The following is a 23,743-nucleotide window of genomic DNA, read 5'->3' on the forward strand; positions in this document are numbered from 1 at the left end:
AAGCAACAACGAAAAGGGTCAAGGGGTTAAGGATGCACAAACTTAACGTATTAGTCATCGCCGCCGCCCTGGCAACAGGAAGCACCATGGCTGGCGAAAAGACTGCTACGGAAGGTTGGCATCACGATGATATCGCCGGTCGGCTTAGCGATAGTCATTACAGCATGTTTGACGGCGTCAGGCTCACCGAGCAACAGCGGCAACAAATGCGTGATTTAATGAGCCAGGCCCGGCTTGCAGCACCCCGACTTAATATTAGCGAAATGGAACGGCTGCATACATTGGTGACAGCGGAAACTTTCGATGAACCGGCTGTCCGGGCCCAGACGGAAAAAATGGCGCAACAGCAGGTGATTCGCCAGGTTGAAATGGCCAAGGTGCGCAACCAAATGTACAACCTGCTGACGCCCGAGCAAAGACAAATTTTGAATCAAAAACATCAGCAGCGCATCGCCGAAATCCAGCTGCAGATGGCGGAAATGACCCAAACTTCTACCCAGAAGCCAGTGTTGAGTAATGAGTAGCAACGTGATGTGTAGTGATGTAGAGAGTACAGTAACGCGTAAATAGTGCATTCCCTTTTTTCCTTGCCATAGACACCATCCCTGTCTTCCCCGCCCACAAGGCGGGTTTTTTTTCAATGACTTAAAAAATAAAACCTTCTAAATCAATAGTATTAAGCATTTGCAAGCATTTGTAGCCATCTGGAATGTGGTCAAAAATGGACGAAATTCCGCGAGTGTGGACAATATGTGGACACTTTTAAATGCTTAATTTTCCGTGCAACGGATTGAGATTTACGGCATTTTTCAAATAATCGGGCGCCAGGTGCGCATACGCCATGGTTTGCTGAATGCTCGCGTGCCCCAAAATTTGCTGTAATGCCACGATATTACCGCCGTTCATCATAAAATGACTGGCAAACGTATGCCGCAACACATGAGACGCCTGCCCTTTTGGTAGCGCTGGTTTTACCAAACGGAGCGTGTTACAGAACGCCTCATAATCCACCTTGAACAATCCTCCAAAATCTTGTTTTCTAATCTCCTGCTCAAGCTCAACGGAGATCGGGATCATTCGATTTTTTCCATTCTTAGTATCAAGGAACGTAACCCGTCCATTTGCGACTTGTTCGGCCCTCAAGCTGCTCGCCTCGCCCCAGCGCGCCCCGGTGCTTAAGCAAAGCAACGCTAAACGCAGCGCATCCCCAGATAACACCTCAAGCAGTTTTTTGATTTCAGGCTTTGACAAAAAAGTCATGGCCGGCTGCTTTTCCGCCAGGGGCGGCAATCCTTTAAATGGATTGGGGCAATCCAGTACCTCCACCTTGATCAGCGCGGAGAACAGGCCGGAAATTCGGTAAATATCGCGGTTGATGGTAGCCGCGCTAATTCCCCCGATCAGTCGCTGGGTGCGATGCTCAAGGATAACGCGCTTATTCAACCGATTGATCTCTGGATCTCCAAATTGGATCACAGTCTTGTTTAATTGCCGTCGTTCAATGATGCCGTTTTTCAGATTCTGTCCATGGTATAGCCACCATAGTTCCAAAATTTCGCTAAGTTTCCGCCGCTCTATTCCTGCACCGCTTTGCCATTCCTTTTTACTCACATTTGCCAAGGTGTAGCGCTCAAATGCCACCGCCTCGCCTTTCTTTTCAAACCGCCGCCGGATGCGTTTTCCATCGCGCCCGCCCAGCCTTATGTCCACTTCATATAGATCATCATCGAGCTTCTTAATTGACATGATGAAGCCCTCCGACATAACTATCATTTTGAAAATCAATATCAAAAAGGTAAATAATGTAAATGTTTAGCCAACATTGCTGCCTGATTGGTGTGATTTTGTTTCGGTTTGCCCAGAGTGTGCGACGGCCGGTGCAATCTGACCGGCTTCAGGGGCTATTTTGTCTGTCATCAACCAAAGAGTATATTTCTCGAATTGATGATGTTGCGTAAGTGTTGTTAACGTTATCCATCCTGGCTCGTTATGTCCCCCTTCAAGTTTTTTCAATGTACTAATCGGTATGCCCATGATTTTACAGAATTGAGACTGGCTTAAGCCTTCCGCTGCTCGTATCGCTTTCAATTTTTCGGAAATATGCATTGACTTGGTTCCGAGAGTTATCCTAATATTCGCCCACGAGGTCCCATAATCGGAACCAGTACAGGCGCAGAAATCCGCCGCTTACACAGGTAGCTATAAGCCTCTGTAAGCATCTGGCGGATCAGAGGAGATTATCATAAATGAACAAAGAGGCTTACGAAATTCGCTATCCGCTGGATGCCGTCCCGCTCCGAAAATTCGCGGAGTTAATTGGTAAAACGGAGACAGCTGTCAAAAACATGGTTGAGGACGGGAAATTGCCTCTCATTCCCTGGAAAAACCCGGACAATCCGGCGCCACGTCGTGGCGAGCAATGGGTGTTCCTTCCTGAGTTCAACCGCGCCATGCATGACGCTTTTGCTAACCGGCCAAAAGAACAGCGCGACGCCTGGCTGTTATGGCTCGGTTTGTAAGAGAGGGGTAGAAAATATGAAATCGGCTATTCGCGCTTTGACTAATCAGATATTGGAGCGGCACGCGGTACGTATGACCGAACCAAACGCGCCGCTTATCGATCAGCGGTATAGGCCCGCTCTACCTTGGCAGCGGTCTGCGATTATCGCTACTCGCTGCGACTTAAGTTCTTTGGCTACCGTCGCGTTCAGCATTTCCGATCCGGATGCCGAAAGGCTGGCCGCCATGGTCGCTGAATTCAAAATAACCAGCATCCCTCCACAGCCCTTTGCCGATGATGAACAGGGGGCCGCATGAACAAATGCCCGTCATTATCATCGTTACTGGTGAACCATCAGCGCCCGGCCCGCTGGGCCGCCGCCGGCTTTTGGGTGGATTTGCCAAACGGCCGCAAATTTGTTTCTGATCCCAACGTCCCGTTTATGCGCGCGCCAGGCAAAGCCCCGGCCCGCCCGCGTTGGTTCGCCTGGTTAATGGGAATATGCGCCTAATTGAGGTGTCCTATGCAATCTAATCAAGCTGTGGAAAAAATGCCATTTAAAGAATTCGCGATCGACTGGCGCCGCAAAGCTAAGATATCAAGTAACGAGGCCGCCAGAAATTTTAATAAAAATCCATCGTCTGAAAAAGTGGGCGATGAAACCGGCGATGCAAACCGGGAAATGATTTTATTTCGCGCTAATCGCATCGCAAAACAGAACGGCTTAAAACGGCCTTTCGTGGCGGGCGATGCCGCGAAACGATTCGAGGATTTCACCGAGGCCCAACGCGAGCTCATTATATACGCCCTAAATGAGATCGGATCATTTGGGCGTGCTTTACCTCCATTCATATCAATAGCTGACTGCCGCTTAAATCTTTAGCGACATTTAAAAAACAAAGGTGCCTTTAATAAGCGCGCCGGACCTCGTTCGCCTCAATTAAGGAGTTGATATGTTAGAAGGCATATTCAGCAAACATCTATGTAGGCATGCTGCTCTGTACGTAATTATTTTTAGTGCAGCAATTTGGATCGTAGGCAGCGCCGCTGTTGTGGCGTTATATAAATTTATAGAGGCATTAAAATGAGTCTCACTACTAGCGAAATATTGCGTAACTCGCAGCGGACTTTGTGGCTTACGATTGATGGAATTAAGTCGGCCATTAATGTAAATACTGAGACAGCGATACTTGCGGGGCATGATGTTAAAAATATCGAAGGTGCGTTAAGTAATGTTGCTGAGATGATTTATAAAATATCTCGGGATCTGGATAACCTGTCGCAAGAAAATGCGAAGCTGAATAAAGAATATAACCGCCTAAAAAATTACGAAGCCTCTTTCGATTCGGTTATTTTTGCAATCACAGGAACGGAAGCCGGACAAGAGGTTATCGACGATGTTGATGTTGAGATCCTAACTAAAAACGCTATCGACGCTGTGCGGCAGCTTGAATCGGAACGGCTACAGGCGGTGCGTGCCTTGAATGCACCCACGCCCATTTGTGAGGAATTGCCGGCCAGGCCATTTGATAGCGCCCAGGCTTGCGCCATTAAGGCCGCCGCAGTATATGACGCCGCCAATGATATTAAGCTTGTGTTGTTATGTGCCGCCAGGCTTAAGGGATTGCAAGTCGAGGCTGCGCCGCTGCTGGGCTTTCTGTTTTCTCGCGCGGATTATTATCGCCGCCAGGCGGAGGGCGCTCTATGAACCGCTCCCCGCTGAAGTGGGCCGGGTCAAAAGCCGGCGTTATGGACCAACTGATTTATTTTTTGCCTACGGGAAACCGACTGGTTGAACCGTTCGTAGGTTCTGGCACAGTGTTTCTTAACACTGATTACAAAACCTATTTGCTCTGCGATATTAACCCTGACCTGATTTTGTTTTTCATCAAAGTTAAAAATAGCATGGAAAAGTTGCTACGTTACGCGCGAGAGTTGTTCACTAATGGAAATACGCCGGAAAAATTTTATGAAATACGCACCGCTTTCAATAGCGGTAATTATTCGAGTTATCAAAAAGCCGCCATGTTTCTGTACCTGAATCGCCACTGCTTCAATGGGCTTTGTCGATATAGTGAATTGAGCGGGTTCAATGTGCCGTTTGGTAAATATAAACAGCCATATTTTCCCGATAAAGAGTTGCGCCTATTTTCTGAAAAAGCAAACGACACCGGCGCTGTTTTTTTATGCTGCGATTTTTCTGAATGCATTGAAATGGCGGGCGATGGTGATGTGATTTATGCCGATCCTCCCTATGTCCCAATCTCGGGGTCATCCTCATTTACTAAATACTATTCCTCTGAATTTGGATTGCCAGAACATGAACGGCTTTCTAATGAGCTGAGTTATGCGAAAACGCGCGGGTGCCGCATTGTGGCATCGAATAGCGAGGCCGCAATTAAAACGAAAATTTATAGCCAGTTCGAATGCGAAACTATAGACGCAAATCGTTCAATATCACGCGCAACCGGAGTTGATAAAACGGCGAAAGAAGCGATTTTCACTACCACAAATAATATTTAAGGCGGTGCCGTATGAGTTATTACAAATACACGACTTCAACCGTTTTGGGGGTCTGGGATGAGGTGGAACGGTTGGAGGCGGAATTTAAATCAAACTGTTCAATGTTCTGCGATCTGTTTGGCGGAAAGCCAGTCTATAAATACGACGTCACGAGGGTGTCATTTTACGGCATAAGTTTTGATGAGAGACCGTATCAAGACCCTGGCCTATGGACAAAAGGAGAGGCGAAAAGCCGATACGCCTGCTGGCCGCGCAAAAAAGTGCCGGCCCCCCTAAAAGAGCAAAGCCGGGCATTGTTCGAGCTATGGCTCGACGAAATGCCGAACGGATATGTTGATCGTGATTTGCTCAACAAGGCCATGGGTCTTGATTGGGGCATGCTCATCATTACCGGGTATGCAATGTTTCGCCATGAAGATGCCATTTACTTGCAAACAGACGCCAAGCCGGAGAAGGGCGCCGGGGCGTCGGAAATTCTTGGTAGTGATTTTGACTTAGCGCGCGCCGCAGTAAGGAAGGCGGCATGAGCGAATGCACGCCGGTAACTTTCGATAAATGGCTTGATCAGCCCTCGCAAAAACAATCAAAACTTTCTCGCCGAAAGACAATGAGTGCACGCGATATTGCAAAACACGAAAAGACGTGGCAGGACGCAGCGGCGGCGATGGATCTGTTATTGACCAGCGAGATAGCTGATTTTTCTGCTGGCTTGGGAAATCCCGGCGAGCCAGAAACTCCGGAGGCGATCCAGGACGAATTGATGCGCCGGACAGACCAGTGTTTTGCGGTGGTTCACGGCAAACGGAAATGACAGATATCAACAGGGGCCGTCGCGCCCCTTCTCCGCCGCCGCCTTTCCCTGGTAGTCATGAAAAAAACATCACTTGGCCGTATTGGTGGAACGCGCCGCGTCCAGCCGTACGCCCGCCAGAATTGCCAACGTATGCCGAGAAGCACGCCCTAGATCGTGATCATTATGAAATGTGCACGGCGATTAACCGCGCCTATGAAATGCTTGATCAGCAACCGGAATTTATCCGCCGGTCGGTCATGGGAACCATTACCAGCCTGGAACATACCAACGGTGCCAAGCGCGCAAACATGTACTTAACGAAAACTTTTGTTGAGCGCATATTTCCGCGTTTAGATCTGGTCAATGCCCAATACAGGTTGGAGGCGAGAACGCTGGATAACGTCAATTTATTCTGGAGTTTTAATAAATTGGCCGATCTGGGCCGCAAGGAAACCGATCATTTAGCCGAAGACATTGCGCAATTTATCGCCTTGGAGCTGGGTGTTATATCGGAGTCATCCGCCGCCGATAACCTGAACGATTTCAAAACCGCCCTAGCGATGTATCGCCGGGCCGCAGAGATCACCCGCGGATTTCGGCAACCCGTACCAACCAAAGGTAAAAAAAATCTCACACTGGAAGATATGACGCCGGTGATCTCGCGCATGTTCTCGCCTAAGTGGTGGCAAAACCGCTTGCGCCGATACTCCGCCATGTGGCGCGAGCATTTGCGGATCGCTTTCGGTCAGGTAAGCAAAAAAGACACCCCTTATGCCAGTAAAAACGCGGTAGGCGACTGGCGGGAGCAGAAACGCCGTACCCGTGAATTTCTTAAGGGGATGGAGCTTGAGGACGAGGAAGGCAACCGCATATCGCTGATTGAAAAATTTGATCACAGCGTGGCCAATCCGGCGATACGACGCTGCGAATTAATGAATCGCATCCGGGGATTTGAAAATATCTGCGAGCAGCAAGGTTATGTCGGTGAGTTCTATACCATGACCGCGCCGTCCAAATACCACGCCACCAATAAACACGGCCACCGCAATCCGAAGTGGGAAGGGGCCAGCCCGGCCGATACCCAAAAATACTTGCGGCGGACCTGGGCGGCCATTCGTGCAAAGCTTGCCCGCGATGGCATCAGTATTTTCGGCATTCGCGTAGCCGAACCGCACCATGATGCCACCCCACACTGGCATATGCTGATGTTTATGAAACCTGAGCATGTCGGCGCCGTCCGGGAAGTTATGCAGGGTTACGTAACAAAAGAGGACGAGCACGAATTAGTCAACGCCAGGGCAAGAAAAGCCCGTTTTTGCGTTGAGGCTATCGACCCGGAAAAAGGAAGCGCCACCGGGTACATCGCAAAGTATATTTCGAAAAATATCGACGGGTATGCCCTGGACGATGAAATTGACGACGAAACCAAAAAGCCGCTTAAAGATGTGGCCGCGTCCGTATCTGCATGGGCGGCACGCTGGCGCATTCGTCAATTTCAATTCATTGGCGGCGCCCCAGTGACCGTTTATCGCGAGTTACGCATGATGGCCGATCATGAGACCGCGATCGGGCTGAGTATTGAGTTTGCCGCCGTTCATGATGCTGCTGATTTCGGCCATTGGGATGAGTACGTCAACGCCCAGGGCGGCCCGTTTGTGCGCCGCGAGAACCTTATTGTTAGAAATTGGTATGAGACCAACGAAGCGCTATCCCCTTACGGTGAAGAAGTGATCCGCATACGTGGCGTTTACACCCCGTTAGTAGGCATAGATTGCCCGATTATCACCAGGGCAAAGCAGTGGAAAATTGTCCGGAAACAGGCCGTTGACCTTGGTCTTTCGGGGGTTGACCTTAAGGGCGCGCCTGCGCCCTCTCGGAGTTCTGTCAATAACTGTACGGGGCCGGGGATCGGCCCGCAGGATGACGGAACGGGATCGAGTATGGCTATGCCCTTGACTATTGCGGACTTCAAAGCCATGACCCGCAAAGAACGCCGCCGGGCGCTGAAAAGAATCAGGCAAGAAACGCGGGAACTTCGGGATGCGCGGCGGCCAGCGCGCGCTGATTTTGGTGTGGATCCTGAAATGGCGGCAAGGATGCGTGACGCGGCTAGGACCGCGCTCGGGTTCGAACTAAGCCTGGGCGAAATTAAATTCCTGCTATCCGGTCATGCCATGAAAATAGGCGATGAGTATTTCAGTGGGCGTAGCGATGGTGAAATTTATTCCGCAAAACCGCCAACCGACCCCCTTAAACGGTTCGAAAAATTGAAACGTCGGTACGGGCCGCCGCCTGAGTCTGAACGTGCGGCTATTTTAAGGCAATATTTTGAAAACCTGAAACCAGAAGACGGTATCGATCACAGCCAGATTTAACTATGCAGACCGGCAAACATAGACGGATTCGTCTGTGCTGGCCACCGAGTAGCACAGGCATAAATAGCTGTGCTGCAGCAAAGACAAGAATGACGATGGAGGTCCGATATGGGGTATTTGGGGAGCAAAGGCGGCAGCGGCGTGTATCAAAAAATTATCAGCATGATGCCCAGGCACCGGATTTACATTGAAGCGTTTCTCGGGGAGGGGGCAATCATCCGCAATAAGCCGGCGGCTGAAAAAAACATCGGCTTTGATTTAAACGTGGACGCCTTGATTTTCGTGAGAAATGAACTTTATCAGGCCGGAATTGAATTTCAGGGTTATCAGACCGATAGTATGGCCTCGCTCCGCGACTGGAAGCGCGGGGAGGTATTCAACTGGCAGGACGTTTTAATCTATGCTGACCCGCCTTATTTGCTGGAAACGCGGACCAGCGCCGCCCGCTATCAGCATGAATATACTGAGCCGCAGCATCACGCCATGATTGACACGTTGCGGGCGCTGCCGGGCGCCAGGGTGATGATAAGCGGCTACCGGTCGGATCTCTATGATTCGCTTTTATCTGACTGGCGCCGGGAGGACTTCCAGGCCATGACGCGCGGTGGCGTGAGAACGGAAAGCGTCTGGCTCAATTTTGATGAGTCGGCGCCGGCCTATAGCCACTCATTCGCCGGGCGGGATTATAAAGAGCGCCAGCGGATAAAGCGTAAGGCCGAGCGGTGGGCGGAAAAATACCGAAATTTACCGGAGCGGGAAAGACTGGCAATTATGTCGGAAATGATGAAGGAAAAATAAACCCGCCGGCGGCGGGTTAGACGCGGCCTTGTAAAAGGTCCAGGGCCATTTGCCGATCTTTTGGCTGAATTAAATTGAGTAGCGACCTGACCAAACCGTTACCAGTTTTAGCGCTTGGGCTTATTGTATGGGAAAACGTGACGTTCAAAACAAAGCTATGGCTGCATTCCACGTCACTGCACTGGCAATATAAATCGGATAGGTGGACGTCTTTGCGATTTGTTTTGCGAATATTGGCCGCTGATCCGCATTCCGGGCAAAAAACTTTCATTACGCGCATGATAACCCTCCACAAAACACCCGGTTATTTTAACACCACTTTATAAAAAATGGCTATATAAACGGGCTATCATCGAACTCCCCGGTTCGCATATCGTTCAGTACATAAGTGACGGCACCCCAGCAGACGATGCAGCCAACCTCGCTAAAACACACCAACTTGCTGGGGTAGTCCAACAGTTCCAGGCTGCGGGCCAGGTAAAGTTCAAAACGCTACATTTTAAACGCGCCAGCTATTTCTGCAATGATAATGCTGCCGTCTAGCGGCATAAGGGATCTATCTAAGATGAGCAGGGCACCCTGGAAAATCTCCTGGCGGTTAGAGCATTCCCCTATGCGGGTGAAGAACGTCGCGGCGCCACTGGGATGTGTAGCACGTCCAGGCAGAGGCTTTGCTCAATTTAGGTTTGTACGGGTATAGGAAAACCCATTTTCGTCACCTAATGTCTGTAATTATATACAGTTAAGGATGTTGGGTTGAACTTTGGAGCTGAGAACAGTATAGGGGACGGACACTCGTAGGACATTGAGTCTAAAACAAATTTTATCCTTTTTATTCTCCAATAATCGCGTTAGGCAAGAAAATTCTAACAGCTATAAATTGCTTACTTTTTTTTTAAAAAAAGCATATTAATGATATGTGTTTTTTCATGTTAGGTGTCAATTATGGCAAATCCAAGTTCGATAAGCAGAAGGTTGAATTCATTTTTTGGGGCATTACAGCATAATGATTTTGAAAACGCTTTTATTCATTATTTCCCAGCCTTAGATAAAACGGCAAAGCTCAGAAGGCCAAAGGAAAACGTATCTAAAAGAATAAAAGCATTTCTTACAGAAGAAGAAAAATTGCTATCCTTCATTGCGTTGGGTGGTTTTGTTGTGGGAAATACATTCAATGGTGTTTCTGTTATTGATGCATTATATAAATACGGAAGGACATCGATAGCACATGAAGGTGAACTAGATAAGAGATTGTCAGTGCAAGAGGGAAGAGGGGTATCATTCGGGGATGAATTTATTCTTGATAAAAAATATCTCAGTGCATTAGGAATCATTGTGATCCTTTCACCTGAAAATATTGGAGAACATTTAGAAGGAAATTATAATTTATACCTTATTGATAAATATATAAATGTAAATTCCTTGTGGGGTAGAAAGGAAGATGTTATTAAAAAAATAATTTCATTAGGTATTAATGAAGAGACAATTAGATATTACCCATAAATTATAATTAAGATTTTAGTGTGTGGCCGCCACAAATTTTGGTGGCCACAATAATAATCTTAAGCGAGCTTTTTTGATGTTACTTTGATTTAGCTGAATCTTGCATTGTTTAGCTCGTAATCAGCCGCTAACACTTCATTTGGCATCAAGTCTATGTTGCTCAGGATATCGAGTCTCACACGGTAAAAGGCGCCACTGAACGCTGCAGCATATCCCCCATCAGTGCCTACATAATGACTTGTGGGCGGAAAGGTCGGCAGGGTTGCAGGGTAAGTCTGAGTGCTCGATGTGTAAACAAGCACGCCATCGAGGTAAACGTAAAACACAAAAGATGTGCCGTCGTCTGCAACTTTGCATCGAACAGCAATTTGATGCACCCCTCCGCCCATCATGCCGTTTAAAACAGTTCCAACTGAAAGATCTACGCCCAATACCACAATTTGCGTGCGTGCCAGCGTAGTTAAATCACCAGCCGCTGCTACCAGGCGGATTTCGCAAATCTTTTCCGATGCTGTCGTGCGGGAACTGCCTACAAGAAAAATATTGTTGTTAGTACTGGTGTTTCCCACCTGGTTGATTTTCAGCCAAATTGTGTACATCCAGTCTTTATCAGTTAAGGCCGGAACGGCTACGGCTGGCAATTGGAATTGACTACCCGACGCGCCCGCCCATAGCATGCCCCCATTTGCATAAGTGTGCGCTTTTGCAAACACGCCTACAGAATTTTCGTATGACAGGCTTTTTATCTGCGAGCCAGCAACGACATTTTTTTTGCCGCCACTCCAAGTGATACCGCAGTCGAACGGGCCAATAGTTCCCGCGTTCATCGTGGAGTCACGATAGAGTTTCTCGCCGGTGTCAATAGTGACACCGGTTAACTGTTCTATTTTTCCAGCCATTATTGAACCCATCCTTTATTTTTCATAAATTGATATACGAACTCTGCATTCACTTCTGCGCCAACATAAAGCGCGTAAGCGGGCGCCATTGAACTGGATTTAGCCTGTGATGGATGGAGATAGTCATAACGAAGCGAGCGTGGTGTAACGCCGTTTCCGACATCTGTCACATCGTCCACATAGTCAGGATTATAATGATTGATAAAGTTTTGCAGCATATCAATGCCATTAATCTGGCAGTATTCCTGCGGAAATTTTCGCTTATATGCTGCGTTGAGTTTATTTACGTTACTAGCGCCAGCACTACCAGCTGTATCTGATGCCCCTGGAAAGTCGGGAAGGATCACTACTCGTTTACCCACATTCTTCAGATGCTTAATCATATTGATGGTGTTGTTAATAATCTCATCCGTGTAATTTATATTGTTTCTGCCCAACCAAAATATATTTATACATTGGTCGTTGTCATAATAAACGGTTCCTGCCGGCGCACCATTGGGGACGGGTTGAGTCGTTTTTGGGATCACTTTTATTGGTGTCATTTCAGATACTGTTACCGCATTACCGGCCGCCGTCCTGGTAAATATCGGTGCCGCCCCGTTCCATGTGAACGTCCCGGCAACGCCCGCGTATGTGCACGCGATGCTATTTGATTCAGCCGGGTTATAAAGGAAACATGGGCCTTGCGCCCATTGCCCAGCTTTCGCAGTTAACGGCACATCCTGAATATCGGCAGGTATCACCCCTGACGTCGGTACATAATACGCAGGGTCGCCACCCTGGCGCGCCGCTATCGCAACAGACCGAGCAGAACTGCGACCAAAATTGTATGCATACAGGCCAGTTAACTCAACAAGCCGATTCATCATGCGGGCGTTTTCCATCATGGAATGGCCCCAACCGACCAGCTTTGAACGAGCGATATACGGATAGGGAGTCAATATAGATTTCTCGGCGTAGAACAGGCCACCTGGTGCGTTATCGGCGCGGTCGGACACCCAAACAACCCTATGAGTCCCGTCGATGCGAGGGTTTGACTCGTTCGAATCTCCGGATGTTAGAGAGGTTTCGGTATTATCATCAGTGTTGTAAACCCGAATCTGTGATTTTCCCGCACTGTCGATGATAGTAAAAGGGGCTAACGGGTTAGTCTCGACCGTTGGAATGGTTTGCGACGCAGCATACGCCTCATCCCACAGGCTCTTTTTCTTTAGCCATTCCGTGATATCGAATAGCTTATTTCTTTCGGCATCAATAAGTACCGAGGGGTTGTTGTTGAGTTCGAATTCACCTGATGACTCTATGAATTTAGATGCACCCGATAGAATATTGATATTTTCCGATGTTTCGGCATCAGGTAGGGATGACAAATCAACTGCCTCGCCATTGGCTGTTAATTTATCCACGGATAATTCTTTAAACTCAGTGGGGATGAGTACTTTCTTATAGCCATTGCGAGCTATCTCAACAATGTTATTTTCATTGTCAATTTGCATTTGTTGCACGCTACCGAAAAGCTCATACTCTCCATCAGGTTCAAATTTAGATTGATCAATATAAGTTACCTGTTCATTTAGTGGCACAATATTAGCCACGCTGGCCGCCACTATATCAACAGCCGCAGCGCTAGGGTACTGAACCTGTGTTACGCCATCTGCGCGATAAACAGGGGCCGCCGCGCCATTATAGTTAAAAAATTCATTAACCCGCACTTTATCAGCACTGGTCCAAACATGGAAAATTTGGCCGTTCACCGTGGCGGCAAGTCCTTCAGGAGCAGAATTAAACGCGTTTTCAAAATTGAGTTGTTTTCGAAGATTAGAAATAGAACCTCTTCCCGTTGTATAAGCATCATCAGCAGGTGAAGAAATAGGCAAGATGTCCGCGTCATTCAAAATAGTATTAGGATCAAGCTCGGAAATCCGCTTCCCATTAGGGACGTTTGACGTGTCCGTCATAATTAAGCGCCTCCAGTCGGCGTCGGGGGGATGATATTGAAATTAAGGTGCAGCGCCGCGGGGATTTCAGGGTCGCCGTTGACGGTGGCCATAAACCGCCGTTGGATAGGGATCACCTCGTCCTGGCGGTAGGTGTCGCGCCATTTTGTCGGGTCGCCCAGGCCAGCCGTATTTTGTGGAATGATGCCGGCCAGGCCCGCCGGAAACCGGTGTGCATTGAGAACGTCTTGGGCGGAAATATTTTTGACGTTGGCAAATTCGTCTTTCGCGCTGATATCGCCCACCGGGATAAACTGCACGCCTTTTTCCTTGCCGTTGGGGATGTTGATATACAGATTTTTGAAATTGCCGATCCCCTTGCTGCCCTGGATTTTCTTTTTGATTTCCTCTTCCAGCTCGGCGGACATATTGGGATCGGTGGTGTAGAGGATGCCCCCCATATGCGCGCCGTTGGCATAATAGCGGCGGCGGAATACCACGGCCTCACTGTTGAGTAACGCCGAGTTGATGCCGCCGATATAGTCGGGCAGGCCATAGACCTGTTGCTGCGGATCGTACTGCGTGAGGAAACGGATATCCTGGGACTGATAAACCAGGGGTTCATCTTTTTGTAGGATGACAAATTCGCCGGTTTTCCGGCGCCGCAGGTACAGCGACGGCAGAGCATATAAACCGACCACGCGCCCCCACCGATCGCGGATCTTCAGTATGGCCACGTCACCAAACGTCAGGTAATCAAACACCGCCGCGTTAATGGCGGCGTGCGTCAGTCCGCCGGCATCATAGTCTGACGTGACCATATTACGGCGGGCATACAGGATGCCTGAATGCTGCGGGCTGGCGTTGGCCAGGCGCGCCAGGGCCAGGCGGCTGATAGGGAGCGTCCACTGATCATAGGAATTGTCGTACCAAACCTCTTGATAATCGGTGCCGGTCGTCAGGACCAGCTCAGGCGGCCCAAAAAATATTGTGCTGTTGCCGCCGGGCAACAATGTTGCCGGGACGTCGGTGGCCGGCGCGTTGTAATTCCGCCGTTTTTTTCTACTCATGCGGCCCTCTCAAAAAACCAAGTTGATTTACGCTGCGTGTCAAAATTCAGCGGTTCGTGGATGACTGCATGCGAAATCGCGAAAAATTCATCGGCGTGGCCGGTTTCGGCGCTGCGCTCCGCGACGAAAGTCAACGCGTTGCCGCTGGCGGTGGACGTACGACGGATGGCCAGAAAAGACGCGGCGATGCTTTTATTCTCGGCGTCCCATTCGATGCGGTCGGCTTCGACCGTATCAATCATTTTCATGACCAGATTATTTTTAGTCTCGGTGCTGTAGTGGATGTCTCTGACCTCGCGTGGCGCGGCAATCTGAAGGCGCTCGAAAACCCCGCGCCCGATGCCGGTCACGTCAACGCCGACATAGGTCATGCGGTACTTGGCCATGATTTTAATGATCTGGTCGGCCTGGTATTTAAAATTCATGCCGTTCCAGCGGTAGGTCTCCAATACGCGAAACCGTTCGCCCTCAAGCGTTGGCGGTGCCACCACAACAAACGTCGACGTGTCGCCGGTGCGCGCCGGGTCAAATCCGCCCCAGACCTCACGCTCGCCAAACGGCCGCCTATCGCTGGCCTTGAAATCCTGCCAGGTAGCCGGGTCGACTTCGCAGCGCACCAACATATCGAAGCGGAAAACACTATCGCCGCTGTCGATGAAGACGCACATATACAGCAGATTGAACGCGTCCGGGCTGTGCTCGTCTTTGATGCGCTGGAAGGTGACATATTTACTGAGGCCGCCGGCGCACGCGTCGGCCAGGGTGATGACATAACGCCACTGGCCGTCCGGACACATTCGCCCGCCGTCGCGCATTTCATCAAAATCAGGGAATTTTTCAGCCAGGCGTTTTTTATCTTTGCCGGCCCATTCTTTGCCGGTCCAGAACGGGTAAGCGTCATGGGTTTTTGCGCTGGGTGTCGAAAAATAGGTGCGACGGAATTTGTCGTGTGTGGCCATGGCGCCGGCCACGTCTTTAAAAAGCTGAAACTTAGGCACCCAGAAATATTCATCACAGTACAAGTGGCCGGTTTCGCCCTGGGCTGTGTTTTTATTGGTGGATAGGAATATCAGGCTGGCGCCATTACTTAACACGATGGGGGTGCCGGTAAGCGTTACGCCGAAAAGCTCTTGCGCGAATTTGACGATATAGCGTCGGAATATCTCGGACTGGCGTTTAGACGCCGAAACAAATATCTGGTTGTCGCCGGTTAAGCAGGCGTTTTCCAATGCCTCAAACGCGAAATACCAGGTCATGCCGACCTGTCGGGATTTGAGGATGTTACGTATAGCAAGATGTAAGTTGGCCCGGCAGATTTTCTGATATTCAAATAAGCTATTTTCGGCAAATTCTGCAAACTTTTCCGCCGGCATTAGGCTGACATCATTTTTAACCCGCTTGCCGAGCTTGGCGGGTTTTTCATCTTCACCGGCCGCCATGAAACCGACGCCGCCGGGCGCGCCGCCGTTGCCACCCGCGCCATGGCCAATAGCCGCCATTTTTTCGGCGTGCTTACTGCGCTGCACCAATAATTTAACGTGGTGCTCGATCAGCCGGTCGATCTCATCTAATTCCAGCGAGGTCTTGTTATCGCGTTTAACCAACACATTGATACGTCGGGTAATGCAATCCTCGACGCTTTCCTCTGTCAGCAATGATCCCCAATTGCCTTTTTTAACCCACGTGTAAATCACCCGAACAGAATTCAGGTTTAATTTTTTCGCAATCTCCGCCGGAGTATACCTTTGCAGATATAGCCGGGCGGCTGCGTCTTTTATTTCATCAGGATAAGTCGCCATGTCGGCATTATGCGGGCAAATTTTTCAGCCGTTGATCATTAAATATCGGCTACGTTCGGCTAACGGCTTATATCCGAATACATCCGAAATAAACCCCTCGCGGCGTAAATAAATATCCGCAATACTCGCCTCACTAATTAAATGAAACCTTTATCAGTCGAGATTAATGATATGCCGGGACAAGCTTCGCAATTAATGACGGACTTTATCCGCATCGCGACAGAAGGTCAGACCGTGGACGGTCGAAATATACCGGCGCAGTGGTTAACGGATATGGCCGCGACCTATGACCCCGCTTTATACACCGCCTTGATTTGGCCGGAGCATGAACGGTGGTGGGGAAATTTCGGCGAAGTGCTCGAATTAAAAGCTGAGCCGGTTGATGGGCTGATGCGATTATTTGCCCGCCTGCGCCCGTCGATTGAACTGATGAATCAGAACGCCCGCGGGCAGTTACTGTTTTCCTCTATCGAACCCACACCGACCGGGAATTTTCGCGGCTCAGGTAAATGTTATCTGGAAGGTTTGGGCGTCACGGACTCACCGGCCAGCGTCGGCACGGATCGCATAAGATTCAGTGCGGAAAAGAATAACGTCGTATGCGGCAATCTGGAACCCTTTTTTATTAACAATGTCACCGATCTGCCTGGAGATAAAAACATGTCGGACGAAACAAAACCGAATTGGCGCAGCCTGTTTGGCCTCAAACCGAAAGAAGAACCGGCCACGGTTGTAATACCGCCGGCAGCATCGGAAAAACCATTTTCAGCAACCCCGGACCAACTGACGCAATTAGCTCAGGCGGTTGCCGATCTTGAGGACCGATTCTCTATCGTTGAATCGTCTTTATTGGAAACCGTCGGCGCGTCCAATGACGCCAAAAAAGCCGTGGCGGAAGTGCGAACCGCCGTGGATGAAATCAATGCGCAGTTCAGGCGCCCGGAAGCAAAAGAGCTTTTTGAAAAGCTGCCTGATCTGATGCAGAAGTTTGCCAAGTTGGACGAGGTGATCACAAAGCTGCCGTCAGGCGCGCCGGCCACAGCACCGGAAAATATTAAACTCACGATCGTTTAAGTACGCGATCGGCCATTGCATCGATACGCCTGTGGGCGGATAGAGGGATAAGTTATGCCATTTCTAAATGAACGTGCCCGCGAGGCCATGACGCAATATACGCTCGCACTGCATGCCGCAGTGGGTGGGGTGCCGGGAAATTCGCCGGCCGACGCCTATTTTGCTCTAACGCCTCCCATGGAGCAGGCGTTACGCCAGGTCCTGCTGGAAAGTATCGATTTTCTGGGGATGGTGACATCATCCGATGTAGATCAGATGCAGGGTCAAGTGGTGGATGTGGGCGCCTCCGCGCTATTCACTGGTCGCAAAGCCGCCGGGCGCTTTATTCGTCCGATCACCGTTGATGGGAATCAGTACGCCCTGAAAGAAACGGATTCCGGCGTCGCGCTGCCCTGGGATCTGCTGTCCATTTGGGCCAATGCCGGCGGCAATGAACAGTTTATGCAATTGGTCAACGCTTTTACCACTCAGGCGTTTGCGCTGGATATGCTGCGTATCGGCTGGAACGGCACCAGTGCGGCCGCAACGACCGACTACACGACTAACCCGCTCGGCGAGGATGTCAATAAAGGCTGGCACCAGATTGCCAAGGAATTCAATGGTGGGGCGCAAATTATCTCAACTGCGGTAACGCTCGGCGCCGGCGGTGATTATGTATCGCTCGATGCCATGGCCGCCGATCTCATTAACACCAAAATTCCGGCGGAGTTCCGTGATGATCCTCGTCTTACTGTCCTGGTGGGTGCTGATTTGGTGGCCGCTGAGCAATTCCGCCTGTATCAGGCCGCCGACAAGCCGACGGAAAAAATCGCGGCGCAACTATTGGCGAATTCTATTGCCGGCCGAAAAGCCATCATTCCGCCGTTTATGCCTGGCAAACGCCTGGTAGTCACCATCCCGGCTAACCTGCAAATTCTGACCCAACGTAATACCCGCCAACGCAAGGTTGAGTTTGTGGAAGACCGCAAGCAGTACGAAAACAAGTACCTGCGCAATGAAGGGTACGCATTGGGTTATCGCGAACTTTATGCGGCCATTGATGAAAGCGCGGTAACTATCGGCACCGGCGAGTAAGGCTTAGCCATGATCTCCCCCGGAATGCGTCATAACGCGGAAATCGCCGCCCGCCGTCAGCTTGACGCCGGGCAGGCGTTGGAAGCAAGCCCCGACAGCCTGCACATTCAATTGCGAGAGCTGGCGCGGGATGTGTCTCGCCTGCGGGCGCTGCCGATGACCCGCGACCGGGTTGAGATGAAACGCCGAACCCTGCTGCCAAAATGGACGCCGACGGTAGAGCAATACCTGGCGCGCGGGGAGGTTTACACCAATCTGGTGTTTTCCCACTGCGTGATCTGGCTGTTCGATATCGGGGAATTTGATCGGGCGCTGGACTGGGCCGAAATCGCCATCGAGCAGGGCCAGCCGACCCCGGACAATTTCAAAAGCCGATTCCCGGCCTTTGTCGCTGATACCGTCCTTGAGTGGGCGGAGCGTGAGGCGGAGGCGGGGCATAGCGTAGAGCCGTATTTTTCGAGGGTGTTCGCCAAGGTGAGCGACGATTGGCGCCTGCACGAAGAAATCAGCGCCAAGTGGTTCAAGTTCGCCGGCCTGTTGCTGCTGCGTGACGACACCGGAAAACCGCTGCCGAGCGCGATAGAAAGCATTGAACAACTGCAAGCCGCTGACGCGCTGCTTGCCGAGGCACATAAATTTCACGCGCCGGTGGGCGTTAAGACGCTGCGTGAAAAAATCGGCATGCGCATACGCGGCTTACAAAAACGACTGCCGCACGGCAGGGCGGGCGCGGAGGAGGGTGATCCCTCTGGTGAGGATAATCAGCCCGTGGATCCCGCTGTCCCGTCCCTTAATAACGAGGCCGCACAATGACTACACTCGGATTTAGCGGTAATAGCCTGACTTTTCAGGATGTTGAGATTATCCAGGATGAAACATTCTGGCCAGCGCTAAACGTTGCTGAATTGCAGGCCCAGCGGAAAATCCCGGTCGCAGTCGACGGCGCCACACTGGCCGGGGCGATTTTATCAGCGGTGGCGACGGTCAACCTGGCGCTGGCCAGTTTTGTGGACCAGAAGAAAACCGTGGGCTATGCCACCGCATCGGCCGTACCTGGGGCGCGGGTGAGCGGAGACAACCAACTGACCGCCCAATACAAAAAAGCCGTCTATGCCCTGGCTAAGGCCGATTTGCTGGGTGAGTTCGCAAGCGTAGCCCGCCTGGGGAAGACCGGGCAGACCGGCGGCGGCACCACGGCCGACGATGAAGAGGCGGCGACCCGCAACATGCTGATAGCGGAATACGCCATGGTGATTCGCAACATCCTGGGCATGGGCCGGGCCACGGTGGCGCTGCTATGAGCCAGTTAACGGAATTGACCACGTTTTTAGAAACGCATCTGCCGGAGCGGGTCCGGGAATTCGACAGTTACATGGATGAGGTCAGGCTCGTTATGGGGCGCAAAGATGGCGACCGTAATCGTGAGCAGACACGCATCGGGCTGACGACGTATGACGGCGTGGTGATGTGGGACAAGTGGCCGTATCGGATCTGTGACCCGGCCCTGCTGTATGCCCTGGTGCTGATTTGGCGTGATGAGCATGCCACTGACGTGATGGACGATACCGGCGTCGCGGATCCCGATCTCGATGTGGACGTCGTGGATGAAGAAATCGCCATTATCAGCATCACTGTGCCGATGGCCGAGGAAATTTTGATCCAGCCGGACCCGGCCGGGGCCATTCCCTACGCCGGCAGGATGTGGCAAATCGCCACGCCGCTGATCGATATCGCCGAGGGCGCGCTGATAACCGGCGCCGACGGAACGCCGGCCGAGGTGGACGATGCCAGCGCCGGTCATTAATGGCGAACTGAATAAAACCCAACTGCGCGCACTGAAAGACGCGCTGCGGGGGGCGGAAATGCCGAAAGCGAAGCGTCAGCGGCTTTTGTGGCGTATCGCCAAGCTCGGGATCATCGCCGCGTCAAAACGCAATGCGCGCAACCAGCGCACGCCGGACGGCGCGCCCTGGCCGGCACGCAAGAGGGGCAAGCGCAAAATGTTGCGCCAATTGCCGAAATTGCTGCATGTGCGGGAATTGCCGCAAATAGAAGCGGTCCGGATCTACCTCCAGGGCGGCCACTACAAAAACGGTAATACGCCGGTGGCCGCCGGGTTAATTGGGGCAGTGCATCAAGGCGGGGCGAACATTACCGGGCGTGCCGACAGCTATAAAAATCAGCCCAGGCAAGAGGGCAAGCTGGCCACCAACCGCCAGGCGCGAAAGCTCCGCCAACTGGGATATCAGGTGATGTGGCAGGGCCGCCGGGTTAAGCCGGCGATGGCCTGGATCACAAAAGAAATGTCGATGGCGCAGGCGGGCATGTTAATCAAAAAGCTGTCGAAAGCGCCTAAAAAACGCACATGGACCATTGATATTCCGGCGCGTGTTTTCCTGGGCGTCAGTGATGCGGAATTTAATCAAATACTGGCCCGCCAACTGCAAGCGATTGGGTTTGGCTGGGAAGTTAAAGCACAAGATATCAAGGGGAAAATATGACCTGGCCAACTGTGGTGATCAATCAGCTCAATGAATACGCGGGCACGACGACGGAAATCGAGCGCGTCCTGTTGTACCTGGGCACCGGTGCGACGAATGTCGGCCAGCTGATCCCCGTCAATAACAATTCCGACCTGGATACGCTGCTTGGTGAACCGGACAGCATTCTAAAAAGCAACGTCGCGGCCGCGCGCAGTAACGGCGGACAAAGCTGGTTTGGTTATGTGTGGCCTTTGGCCGCAAATGCGACAACGGCGGATTGGGTGGCGGCGGTTAAAGCCGCCATGGCCACCGCATCCGTTGAGGGTTTTGTCTTGGTCAAGGACATTGACCAGGAAACGGACATCAACGCTGCGATTACGCTGCGCTCGGACATTATCGGCAGTCACGGCCGCTGGTTGTGGTCAATTCTGTCTGTAGGTGGTCCCGGTGAGGAAGAGACCTGGGCGGAATATGTCACCCGGTTCGCCGCGCTTCAGGATGGCATTGCCGGTATCTCGGTACAGCTTGTGCCGCGTCTCTGGGGAAATGAGCCGGGCGCTCTGGCCGGCCGGTTGTGTAACCGCGCCGTGACCATTGCTGACAGTCCGGCGCGCGTGAAAACCGGGGCTGTGGTAAGCCTGGGAACCGACGAGTTGCCGACTGACTCGGAAGATGCGCCGTTGACCCTGGCGACATTGCAAGCCCTGGCCGCCAACCGCGCTAGCGTGCCGATGTGGTACCCCGACTATGACGGTATTTACTGGGCGGACGGGCTCACGCTGGACGTGGACGGCGGCGATTATCAGGCAATCGAGTATGTCCGCATCGCCGATAAAGTCGCTCGCCGCACCCGGCTGCGCGCCATCCCCAAAATCGCCGACCGGTCGCTAAATTCGACGGCGGCCAGCGTTGAATTTCATCAAACCTATTTCGCCGCCACCCTGCGGGAAATGGCGAAGCGAACCCAAATCAACGGCATCACCTTTCCGGGCGAGGTCAAGACGCCGCAAAACGGGGATGTGGTTATTACCTGGATCAGTAGCACCAAGGTCCAGGTTTATATCGTTGCACGCCCGTATGAATCGCCGAAAACGATTGAAATTAACATCCTGCTGGATACCAGCCTGACGGAGTAATCCCAATGACCGCACGAATTTCAGGACTTAGCTTTGATGTTGATATCGGCGATGTCGTTGTCCACGTCAAAAATATATCACTGTCCATTACGGACAATACCGCCGTATCGACCACGCGGGGGGTCCCCGATGGCCATGTCGATGGCGATGTCGCGGCAGACGGTGAGATTGAACTCGACACCAAGAATTTTTTGTTGCTTCAGGCAAAGGCAGCGGCGGCAGGCAGCTGGCGCGGGATCGATGTCATGGATTTTGCCTACTACGCAAAAGCCGGCACCGAGGAAATCAAGGTGGAATCGTTCGGCAATAAGCTGAGTATTTCCGACATCCTGTCCATCGACCCGACCAGCAACGCCGCCGCAACTCACAAAATTAAATATTTTGTGACCAGCCCGGATTTTGTTCACATCAACGGCATCCCGTATCTGTCCGCTAATGACACGCGCGATCTGATCGGATAAGGGCGGACATATGTTTTCGAGAGCCGCATTAATGGCACGGCTGAATGAGTGGTTGACCTATCTCGGTTCAGTTTCGACGGGGGTATTTTCAGCGTTGACCATACAAGATATTTCAGCCGGCATTGGCGTGATAGTCAGTATCGCGTTTACTGCCGTTACGTATATGCAGCACCGGAAAACTGAAAAAGTAAAACAGGAATACTGGCAGCTCGCTAAGGCGAAATTCAACGACGCCTTGGAGTTCCAGAAGGGGGCCAGTGTGGCCCCTGACGATCTACCGAAGCATATCAGCGCTATTGCGGAAATTATCGATAACATCGAAACGCAGGAACCGACGAAATGAGCATCAAAAATAAAGTCCAAAAATGTGCCGTCGGGATGATTATCGGCATCGTGTTAGCGCTGGGCGTGCAATATAAATCCGATTCCGGCGCCCCGCTGCGCTTTTCGCAGGCATCGCTGGAAATCCAAGGGAACGCCGAAGGGTGCCGCCGTGATCCCTACTTGTGTCCGGTGGGCAAAGTCACACAAGGGATCGGGCATACCGGACCGGGTGCCGGGTCGGTTACGGTCGCCAGCGACCAACAAATCGCCGCCTGGTGGGCGGAGGATTTGCGCGATACCCAAAATTTCATCGAGCAAAAATACGAAAAAAAGCTCGGCCGGCAGTGGCCGCAGAGTGTTTTCGATGGCATGGGCTCGTTTATTTTTAATGTCGGCGGCGCAAAATTCAGCAGCTATCCCACGGTCAACGCATTTCTGCGCCGCGGCGATTGGGTCAGTGCCTGCAAGCAAATTAAGCGGTTCATCTACGGCCGGGTCAACGGGAAAATGGTTATCTTGCCGGGCCTGGTCGACCGCCGTCAAAAAGAAATGGCGCTGTGTCTGAGGGACGTAGCATGACCGGCCGGGCGCAAATCATCCTGTTGATCCTGATGGCGTGCATGCTGTCCGCCGGATGGTTTGGCCGCGGCTGGTATGAAGACAGTTTGCAACTGACTACTGAGCGCGCCGAAAACGCCGGCGACAAAAAAATCGCCGCGCTGACGATGGGTATCAGTACGGCCATCGGGCAGCAAATCGAAAATAAACTGAGCGGACTAAAAGACAATGAAATCCGATTACAGCCTATATATCAGCAGGAAATTATTAAGCCGGTGTTTAATAACGTTTGCGCTACTGATGAGTATGTCAGGTTGTGGAACGACAACGTTACGGCCTCTGAACGTACCCTATCAGGCAAATGAAATGCAGAAATGCCCGGAAGAGGGATTGCCGCGCCTGGAGGGACCGCATGGGGTGGATTTCGATAAATCAC

At 51.4% G+C, this 23,743-nt stretch carries 29 protein-coding genes; 22 read left to right on the forward strand and 7 right to left on the reverse strand.

The annotated features are described in order from the left end of the window. Positions 1-32 precede the first annotated feature (32 nt). Complete coding sequence (gene cpxP, locus GRH90_RS18890; RefSeq protein ID WP_162367512.1) at positions 33-524, forward strand: cell-envelope stress modulator CpxP; 492 nt, start codon at positions 33-35, stop codon at positions 522-524. A 238-nt stretch (positions 525-762) separates the two neighbouring features. Here the strand turns inward: cpxP and GRH90_RS18895 are convergent, their stop codons facing one another. Beyond that, entirely contained in the window at positions 763-1,746 is a 984-nt protein-coding gene (locus GRH90_RS18895; RefSeq protein ID WP_162367513.1) for a phage integrase, read from the reverse strand. Positions 1,747-1,812: 66 nt separating this feature from the next. Further along, positions 1,813-2,106 carry a helix-turn-helix domain-containing protein gene (locus GRH90_RS18900; RefSeq protein ID WP_162367514.1) on the reverse strand — a complete coding sequence of 98 codons (294 nt, stop codon included), beginning with the start codon at positions 2,104-2,106 and terminating at the stop codon, positions 1,813-1,815. A gap of 140 nt (positions 2,107-2,246) precedes the next feature. Between GRH90_RS18900 and GRH90_RS18905 the strand changes: the two genes are divergently transcribed. The 9 genes from GRH90_RS18905 (at position 2,247) to GRH90_RS18945 (ending at position 8,989) form a co-directional block, all read left to right on the forward strand. Continuing rightward, a complete protein-coding gene (locus GRH90_RS18905; RefSeq protein ID WP_162367515.1) occupies positions 2,247-2,519 on the forward strand; it encodes a Cox family DNA-binding protein in 273 nt (90 codons plus the stop codon). Positions 2,520-2,535: 16 nt separating this feature from the next. Continuing rightward, a complete protein-coding gene (locus tag GRH90_RS18910; RefSeq protein WP_162367516.1) occupies positions 2,536-2,817 on the forward strand; it encodes a hypothetical protein in 282 nt (93 codons plus the stop codon). A 206-nt stretch (positions 2,818-3,023) separates the two neighbouring features. Next, entirely contained in the window at positions 3,024-3,383 is a 360-nt protein-coding gene (locus GRH90_RS18915) for a hypothetical protein (protein ID WP_162367517.1), read from the forward strand. Between the two features lie 201 nt (positions 3,384-3,584). After that, positions 3,585-4,208, forward strand: coding sequence for a hypothetical protein (locus GRH90_RS18920; protein WP_162367518.1), 624 nt, complete (start codon positions 3,585-3,587; stop codon positions 4,206-4,208). After that, the gene (locus tag GRH90_RS18925) at positions 4,205-5,023 is read left to right on the forward strand and encodes a DNA adenine methylase (RefSeq protein WP_162367519.1); all 819 of its coding nucleotides are present in this window, start codon (positions 4,205-4,207) and stop codon (positions 5,021-5,023) included. The genes GRH90_RS18920 and GRH90_RS18925 overlap by 4 nt, the downstream gene beginning before the upstream one ends. 11 nt (positions 5,024-5,034) lie before the next feature. Beyond that, on the forward strand, positions 5,035-5,550 hold the full coding sequence (locus GRH90_RS18930; protein ID WP_162367520.1) for a Mu-Gp12 family protein: 516 nt from the start codon (positions 5,035-5,037) through the stop codon (positions 5,548-5,550). After that, entirely contained in the window at positions 5,547-5,834 is a 288-nt protein-coding gene (locus GRH90_RS18935; protein ID WP_246236144.1) for a hypothetical protein, read from the forward strand. Before GRH90_RS18930 ends, GRH90_RS18935 begins: the two co-directional genes overlap by 4 nt. Then, positions 5,831-8,191, forward strand: coding sequence for a replication endonuclease (locus GRH90_RS18940; protein ID WP_162367521.1), 2,361 nt, complete (start codon positions 5,831-5,833; stop codon positions 8,189-8,191). The genes GRH90_RS18935 and GRH90_RS18940 overlap by 4 nt, the downstream gene beginning before the upstream one ends. A 108-nt stretch (positions 8,192-8,299) precedes the next feature. Next, positions 8,300-8,989, forward strand: coding sequence for a DNA adenine methylase (locus GRH90_RS18945; RefSeq protein ID WP_162367522.1), 690 nt, complete (start codon positions 8,300-8,302; stop codon positions 8,987-8,989). 16 nt (positions 8,990-9,005) lie between these two features. Here GRH90_RS18945 and GRH90_RS18950 read toward each other — a convergent pair whose 3' ends face one another. Continuing rightward, complete coding sequence (locus GRH90_RS18950; protein WP_162367523.1) at positions 9,006-9,269, reverse strand: Ogr/Delta-like zinc finger protein; 264 nt, start codon at positions 9,267-9,269, stop codon at positions 9,006-9,008. Positions 9,270-9,934: 665 nt separating this feature from the next. On the opposite strand from GRH90_RS18950, the gene GRH90_RS18955 reads away from it, so the two are divergent. Continuing rightward, positions 9,935-10,492, forward strand: a complete 558-nt coding sequence (locus tag GRH90_RS18955) for an Rv1289 family protein (RefSeq protein WP_162367524.1) — start codon at positions 9,935-9,937, stop codon at positions 10,490-10,492. 89 nt (positions 10,493-10,581) lie between these two features. Here the strand turns inward: GRH90_RS18955 and GRH90_RS18960 are convergent, their stop codons facing one another. The 4 genes from GRH90_RS18960 to GRH90_RS18975 are packed head-to-tail and all read right to left on the reverse strand — an operon-like array spanning position 10,582 to position 16,197. After that, the gene (locus GRH90_RS18960) at positions 10,582-11,391 is read right to left on the reverse strand and encodes a hypothetical protein (protein ID WP_162367525.1); all 810 of its coding nucleotides are present in this window, start codon (positions 11,389-11,391) and stop codon (positions 10,582-10,584) included. Further along, positions 11,391-13,349 carry a TolB-like translocation protein gene (locus GRH90_RS18965; protein ID WP_162367526.1) on the reverse strand — a complete coding sequence of 653 codons (1,959 nt, stop codon included), beginning with the start codon at positions 13,347-13,349 and terminating at the stop codon, positions 11,391-11,393. The genes GRH90_RS18960 and GRH90_RS18965 overlap by 1 nt, the downstream gene beginning before the upstream one ends. 2 nt (positions 13,350-13,351) lie before the next feature. Further along, a complete protein-coding gene (locus GRH90_RS18970; RefSeq protein WP_162367527.1) occupies positions 13,352-14,398 on the reverse strand; it encodes a phage portal protein in 1,047 nt (348 codons plus the stop codon). Continuing rightward, positions 14,395-16,197, reverse strand: a complete 1,803-nt coding sequence (locus GRH90_RS18975) for a terminase large subunit domain-containing protein (protein ID WP_162367528.1) — start codon at positions 16,195-16,197, stop codon at positions 14,395-14,397. The genes GRH90_RS18970 and GRH90_RS18975 overlap by 4 nt, the downstream gene beginning before the upstream one ends. A gap of 171 nt (positions 16,198-16,368) precedes the next feature. Between GRH90_RS18975 and GRH90_RS18980 the strand changes: the two genes are divergently transcribed. The 11 genes from GRH90_RS18980 to GRH90_RS19030 are packed head-to-tail and all read left to right on the forward strand — an operon-like array spanning position 16,369 to position 23,672. Beyond that, the gene (locus GRH90_RS18980; RefSeq protein WP_162367529.1) at positions 16,369-17,271 is read left to right on the forward strand and encodes a GPO family capsid scaffolding protein; all 903 of its coding nucleotides are present in this window, start codon (positions 16,369-16,371) and stop codon (positions 17,269-17,271) included. Between the two features lie 54 nt (positions 17,272-17,325). Continuing rightward, complete coding sequence (locus GRH90_RS18985; protein WP_246236145.1) at positions 17,326-18,345, forward strand: phage major capsid protein, P2 family; 1,020 nt, start codon at positions 17,326-17,328, stop codon at positions 18,343-18,345. Positions 18,346-18,354: 9 nt separating this feature from the next. Continuing rightward, the gene (gpM, locus tag GRH90_RS18990; protein ID WP_162367530.1) at positions 18,355-19,158 is read left to right on the forward strand and encodes a phage terminase small subunit; all 804 of its coding nucleotides are present in this window, start codon (positions 18,355-18,357) and stop codon (positions 19,156-19,158) included. Next, positions 19,155-19,646 (forward strand): head completion/stabilization protein, encoded by a 492-nt coding sequence (locus tag GRH90_RS18995; RefSeq protein ID WP_162367531.1) that lies wholly within the window; start codon positions 19,155-19,157, stop codon positions 19,644-19,646. The genes gpM and GRH90_RS18995 overlap by 4 nt, the downstream gene beginning before the upstream one ends. Continuing rightward, positions 19,643-20,149 (forward strand): phage tail protein, encoded by a 507-nt coding sequence (locus GRH90_RS19000; RefSeq protein WP_162367532.1) that lies wholly within the window; start codon positions 19,643-19,645, stop codon positions 20,147-20,149. Before GRH90_RS18995 ends, GRH90_RS19000 begins: the two co-directional genes overlap by 4 nt. Further along, the gene (locus tag GRH90_RS19005; protein WP_162367533.1) at positions 20,130-20,846 is read left to right on the forward strand and encodes a phage virion morphogenesis family protein; all 717 of its coding nucleotides are present in this window, start codon (positions 20,130-20,132) and stop codon (positions 20,844-20,846) included. The genes GRH90_RS19000 and GRH90_RS19005 overlap by 20 nt, the downstream gene beginning before the upstream one ends. Further along, positions 20,843-21,964 (forward strand): DUF2586 domain-containing protein, encoded by a 1,122-nt coding sequence (locus GRH90_RS19010; protein ID WP_162367534.1) that lies wholly within the window; start codon positions 20,843-20,845, stop codon positions 21,962-21,964. Before GRH90_RS19005 ends, GRH90_RS19010 begins: the two co-directional genes overlap by 4 nt. Positions 21,965-21,969: 5 nt before the next feature. After that, positions 21,970-22,425 carry a phage protein gene (locus GRH90_RS19015; RefSeq protein ID WP_162367535.1) on the forward strand — a complete coding sequence of 152 codons (456 nt, stop codon included), beginning with the start codon at positions 21,970-21,972 and terminating at the stop codon, positions 22,423-22,425. 31 nt (positions 22,426-22,456) lie between these two features. After that, entirely contained in the window at positions 22,457-22,768 is a 312-nt protein-coding gene (locus tag GRH90_RS19020) for a hypothetical protein (protein WP_162367536.1), read from the forward strand. After that, the gene (locus GRH90_RS19025) at positions 22,765-23,328 is read left to right on the forward strand and encodes a lysozyme (RefSeq protein WP_162367537.1); all 564 of its coding nucleotides are present in this window, start codon (positions 22,765-22,767) and stop codon (positions 23,326-23,328) included. Before GRH90_RS19020 ends, GRH90_RS19025 begins: the two co-directional genes overlap by 4 nt. Then, entirely contained in the window at positions 23,307-23,672 is a 366-nt protein-coding gene (locus GRH90_RS19030) for a hypothetical protein (protein ID WP_162367538.1), read from the forward strand. Before GRH90_RS19025 ends, GRH90_RS19030 begins: the two co-directional genes overlap by 22 nt. Positions 23,673-23,743: the final 71 nt, after the last annotated feature.

Source organism: Acerihabitans arboris (assembly GCF_010131535.1).
GTDB classification, from domain to species: domain Bacteria; phylum Pseudomonadota; class Gammaproteobacteria; order Enterobacterales; family Enterobacteriaceae; genus Acerihabitans; species Acerihabitans arboris.

What these genes read in the sequence shown, in the direction of transcription:
- GRH90_RS18945 (WP_162367522.1), top strand. Translation starts at nt 8,300, where the DNA reads ATGGGGTATTTGGGGAGCAAAGGCGGCAGCGGCGTGTATCAAAAAATT.
- GRH90_RS18905 (WP_162367515.1), top strand. Translation starts at nt 2,247, where the DNA reads ATGAACAAAGAGGCTTACGAAATTCGCTATCCGCTGGATGCCGTCCCG.
- GRH90_RS18915 (WP_162367517.1), top strand. Translation starts at nt 3,024, where the DNA reads ATGCAATCTAATCAAGCTGTGGAAAAAATGCCATTTAAAGAATTCGCG.
- GRH90_RS18960 (WP_162367525.1), bottom strand. Translation starts at nt 11,391, where the DNA reads ATGGCTGGAAAAATAGAACAGTTAACCGGTGTCACTATTGACACCGGC.
- gpM (WP_162367530.1), top strand. Translation starts at nt 18,355, where the DNA reads ATGATCTCCCCCGGAATGCGTCATAACGCGGAAATCGCCGCCCGCCGT.
- GRH90_RS18900 (WP_162367514.1), bottom strand. Translation starts at nt 2,106, where the DNA reads ATGCATATTTCCGAAAAATTGAAAGCGATACGAGCAGCGGAAGGCTTA.
- GRH90_RS18975 (WP_162367528.1), bottom strand. Translation starts at nt 16,197, where the DNA reads ATGGCGACTTATCCTGATGAAATAAAAGACGCAGCCGCCCGGCTATAT.
- GRH90_RS18920 (WP_162367518.1), top strand. Translation starts at nt 3,585, where the DNA reads ATGAGTCTCACTACTAGCGAAATATTGCGTAACTCGCAGCGGACTTTG.
- GRH90_RS18940 (WP_162367521.1), top strand. Translation starts at nt 5,831, where the DNA reads ATGACAGATATCAACAGGGGCCGTCGCGCCCCTTCTCCGCCGCCGCCT.
- GRH90_RS18955 (WP_162367524.1), top strand. Translation starts at nt 9,935, where the DNA reads ATGGCAAATCCAAGTTCGATAAGCAGAAGGTTGAATTCATTTTTTGGG.
- GRH90_RS19025 (WP_162367537.1), top strand. Translation starts at nt 22,765, where the DNA reads ATGAGCATCAAAAATAAAGTCCAAAAATGTGCCGTCGGGATGATTATC.
- GRH90_RS18965 (WP_162367526.1), bottom strand. Translation starts at nt 13,349, where the DNA reads ATGACGGACACGTCAAACGTCCCTAATGGGAAGCGGATTTCCGAGCTT.
- GRH90_RS18950 (WP_162367523.1), bottom strand. Translation starts at nt 9,269, where the DNA reads ATGCGCGTAATGAAAGTTTTTTGCCCGGAATGCGGATCAGCGGCCAAT.
- GRH90_RS18980 (WP_162367529.1), top strand. Translation starts at nt 16,369, where the DNA reads ATGCCGGGACAAGCTTCGCAATTAATGACGGACTTTATCCGCATCGCG.
- GRH90_RS19020 (WP_162367536.1), top strand. Translation starts at nt 22,457, where the DNA reads ATGGCACGGCTGAATGAGTGGTTGACCTATCTCGGTTCAGTTTCGACG.
- GRH90_RS19000 (WP_162367532.1), top strand. Translation starts at nt 19,643, where the DNA reads ATGAGCCAGTTAACGGAATTGACCACGTTTTTAGAAACGCATCTGCCG.
- GRH90_RS18985 (WP_246236145.1), top strand. Translation starts at nt 17,326, where the DNA reads ATGCCATTTCTAAATGAACGTGCCCGCGAGGCCATGACGCAATATACG.
- GRH90_RS18970 (WP_162367527.1), bottom strand. Translation starts at nt 14,398, where the DNA reads ATGAGTAGAAAAAAACGGCGGAATTACAACGCGCCGGCCACCGACGTC.
- GRH90_RS19010 (WP_162367534.1), top strand. Translation starts at nt 20,843, where the DNA reads ATGACCTGGCCAACTGTGGTGATCAATCAGCTCAATGAATACGCGGGC.
- GRH90_RS18925 (WP_162367519.1), top strand. Translation starts at nt 4,205, where the DNA reads ATGAACCGCTCCCCGCTGAAGTGGGCCGGGTCAAAAGCCGGCGTTATG.
- cpxP (WP_162367512.1), top strand. Translation starts at nt 33, where the DNA reads ATGCACAAACTTAACGTATTAGTCATCGCCGCCGCCCTGGCAACAGGA.
- GRH90_RS18895 (WP_162367513.1), bottom strand. Translation starts at nt 1,746, where the DNA reads ATGTCAATTAAGAAGCTCGATGATGATCTATATGAAGTGGACATAAGG.
- GRH90_RS18935 (WP_246236144.1), top strand. Translation starts at nt 5,547, where the DNA reads ATGAGCGAATGCACGCCGGTAACTTTCGATAAATGGCTTGATCAGCCC.
- GRH90_RS19005 (WP_162367533.1), top strand. Translation starts at nt 20,130, where the DNA reads ATGCCAGCGCCGGTCATTAATGGCGAACTGAATAAAACCCAACTGCGC.
- GRH90_RS18930 (WP_162367520.1), top strand. Translation starts at nt 5,035, where the DNA reads ATGAGTTATTACAAATACACGACTTCAACCGTTTTGGGGGTCTGGGAT.
- GRH90_RS19015 (WP_162367535.1), top strand. Translation starts at nt 21,970, where the DNA reads ATGACCGCACGAATTTCAGGACTTAGCTTTGATGTTGATATCGGCGAT.
- GRH90_RS18995 (WP_162367531.1), top strand. Translation starts at nt 19,155, where the DNA reads ATGACTACACTCGGATTTAGCGGTAATAGCCTGACTTTTCAGGATGTT.
- GRH90_RS18910 (WP_162367516.1), top strand. Translation starts at nt 2,536, where the DNA reads ATGAAATCGGCTATTCGCGCTTTGACTAATCAGATATTGGAGCGGCAC.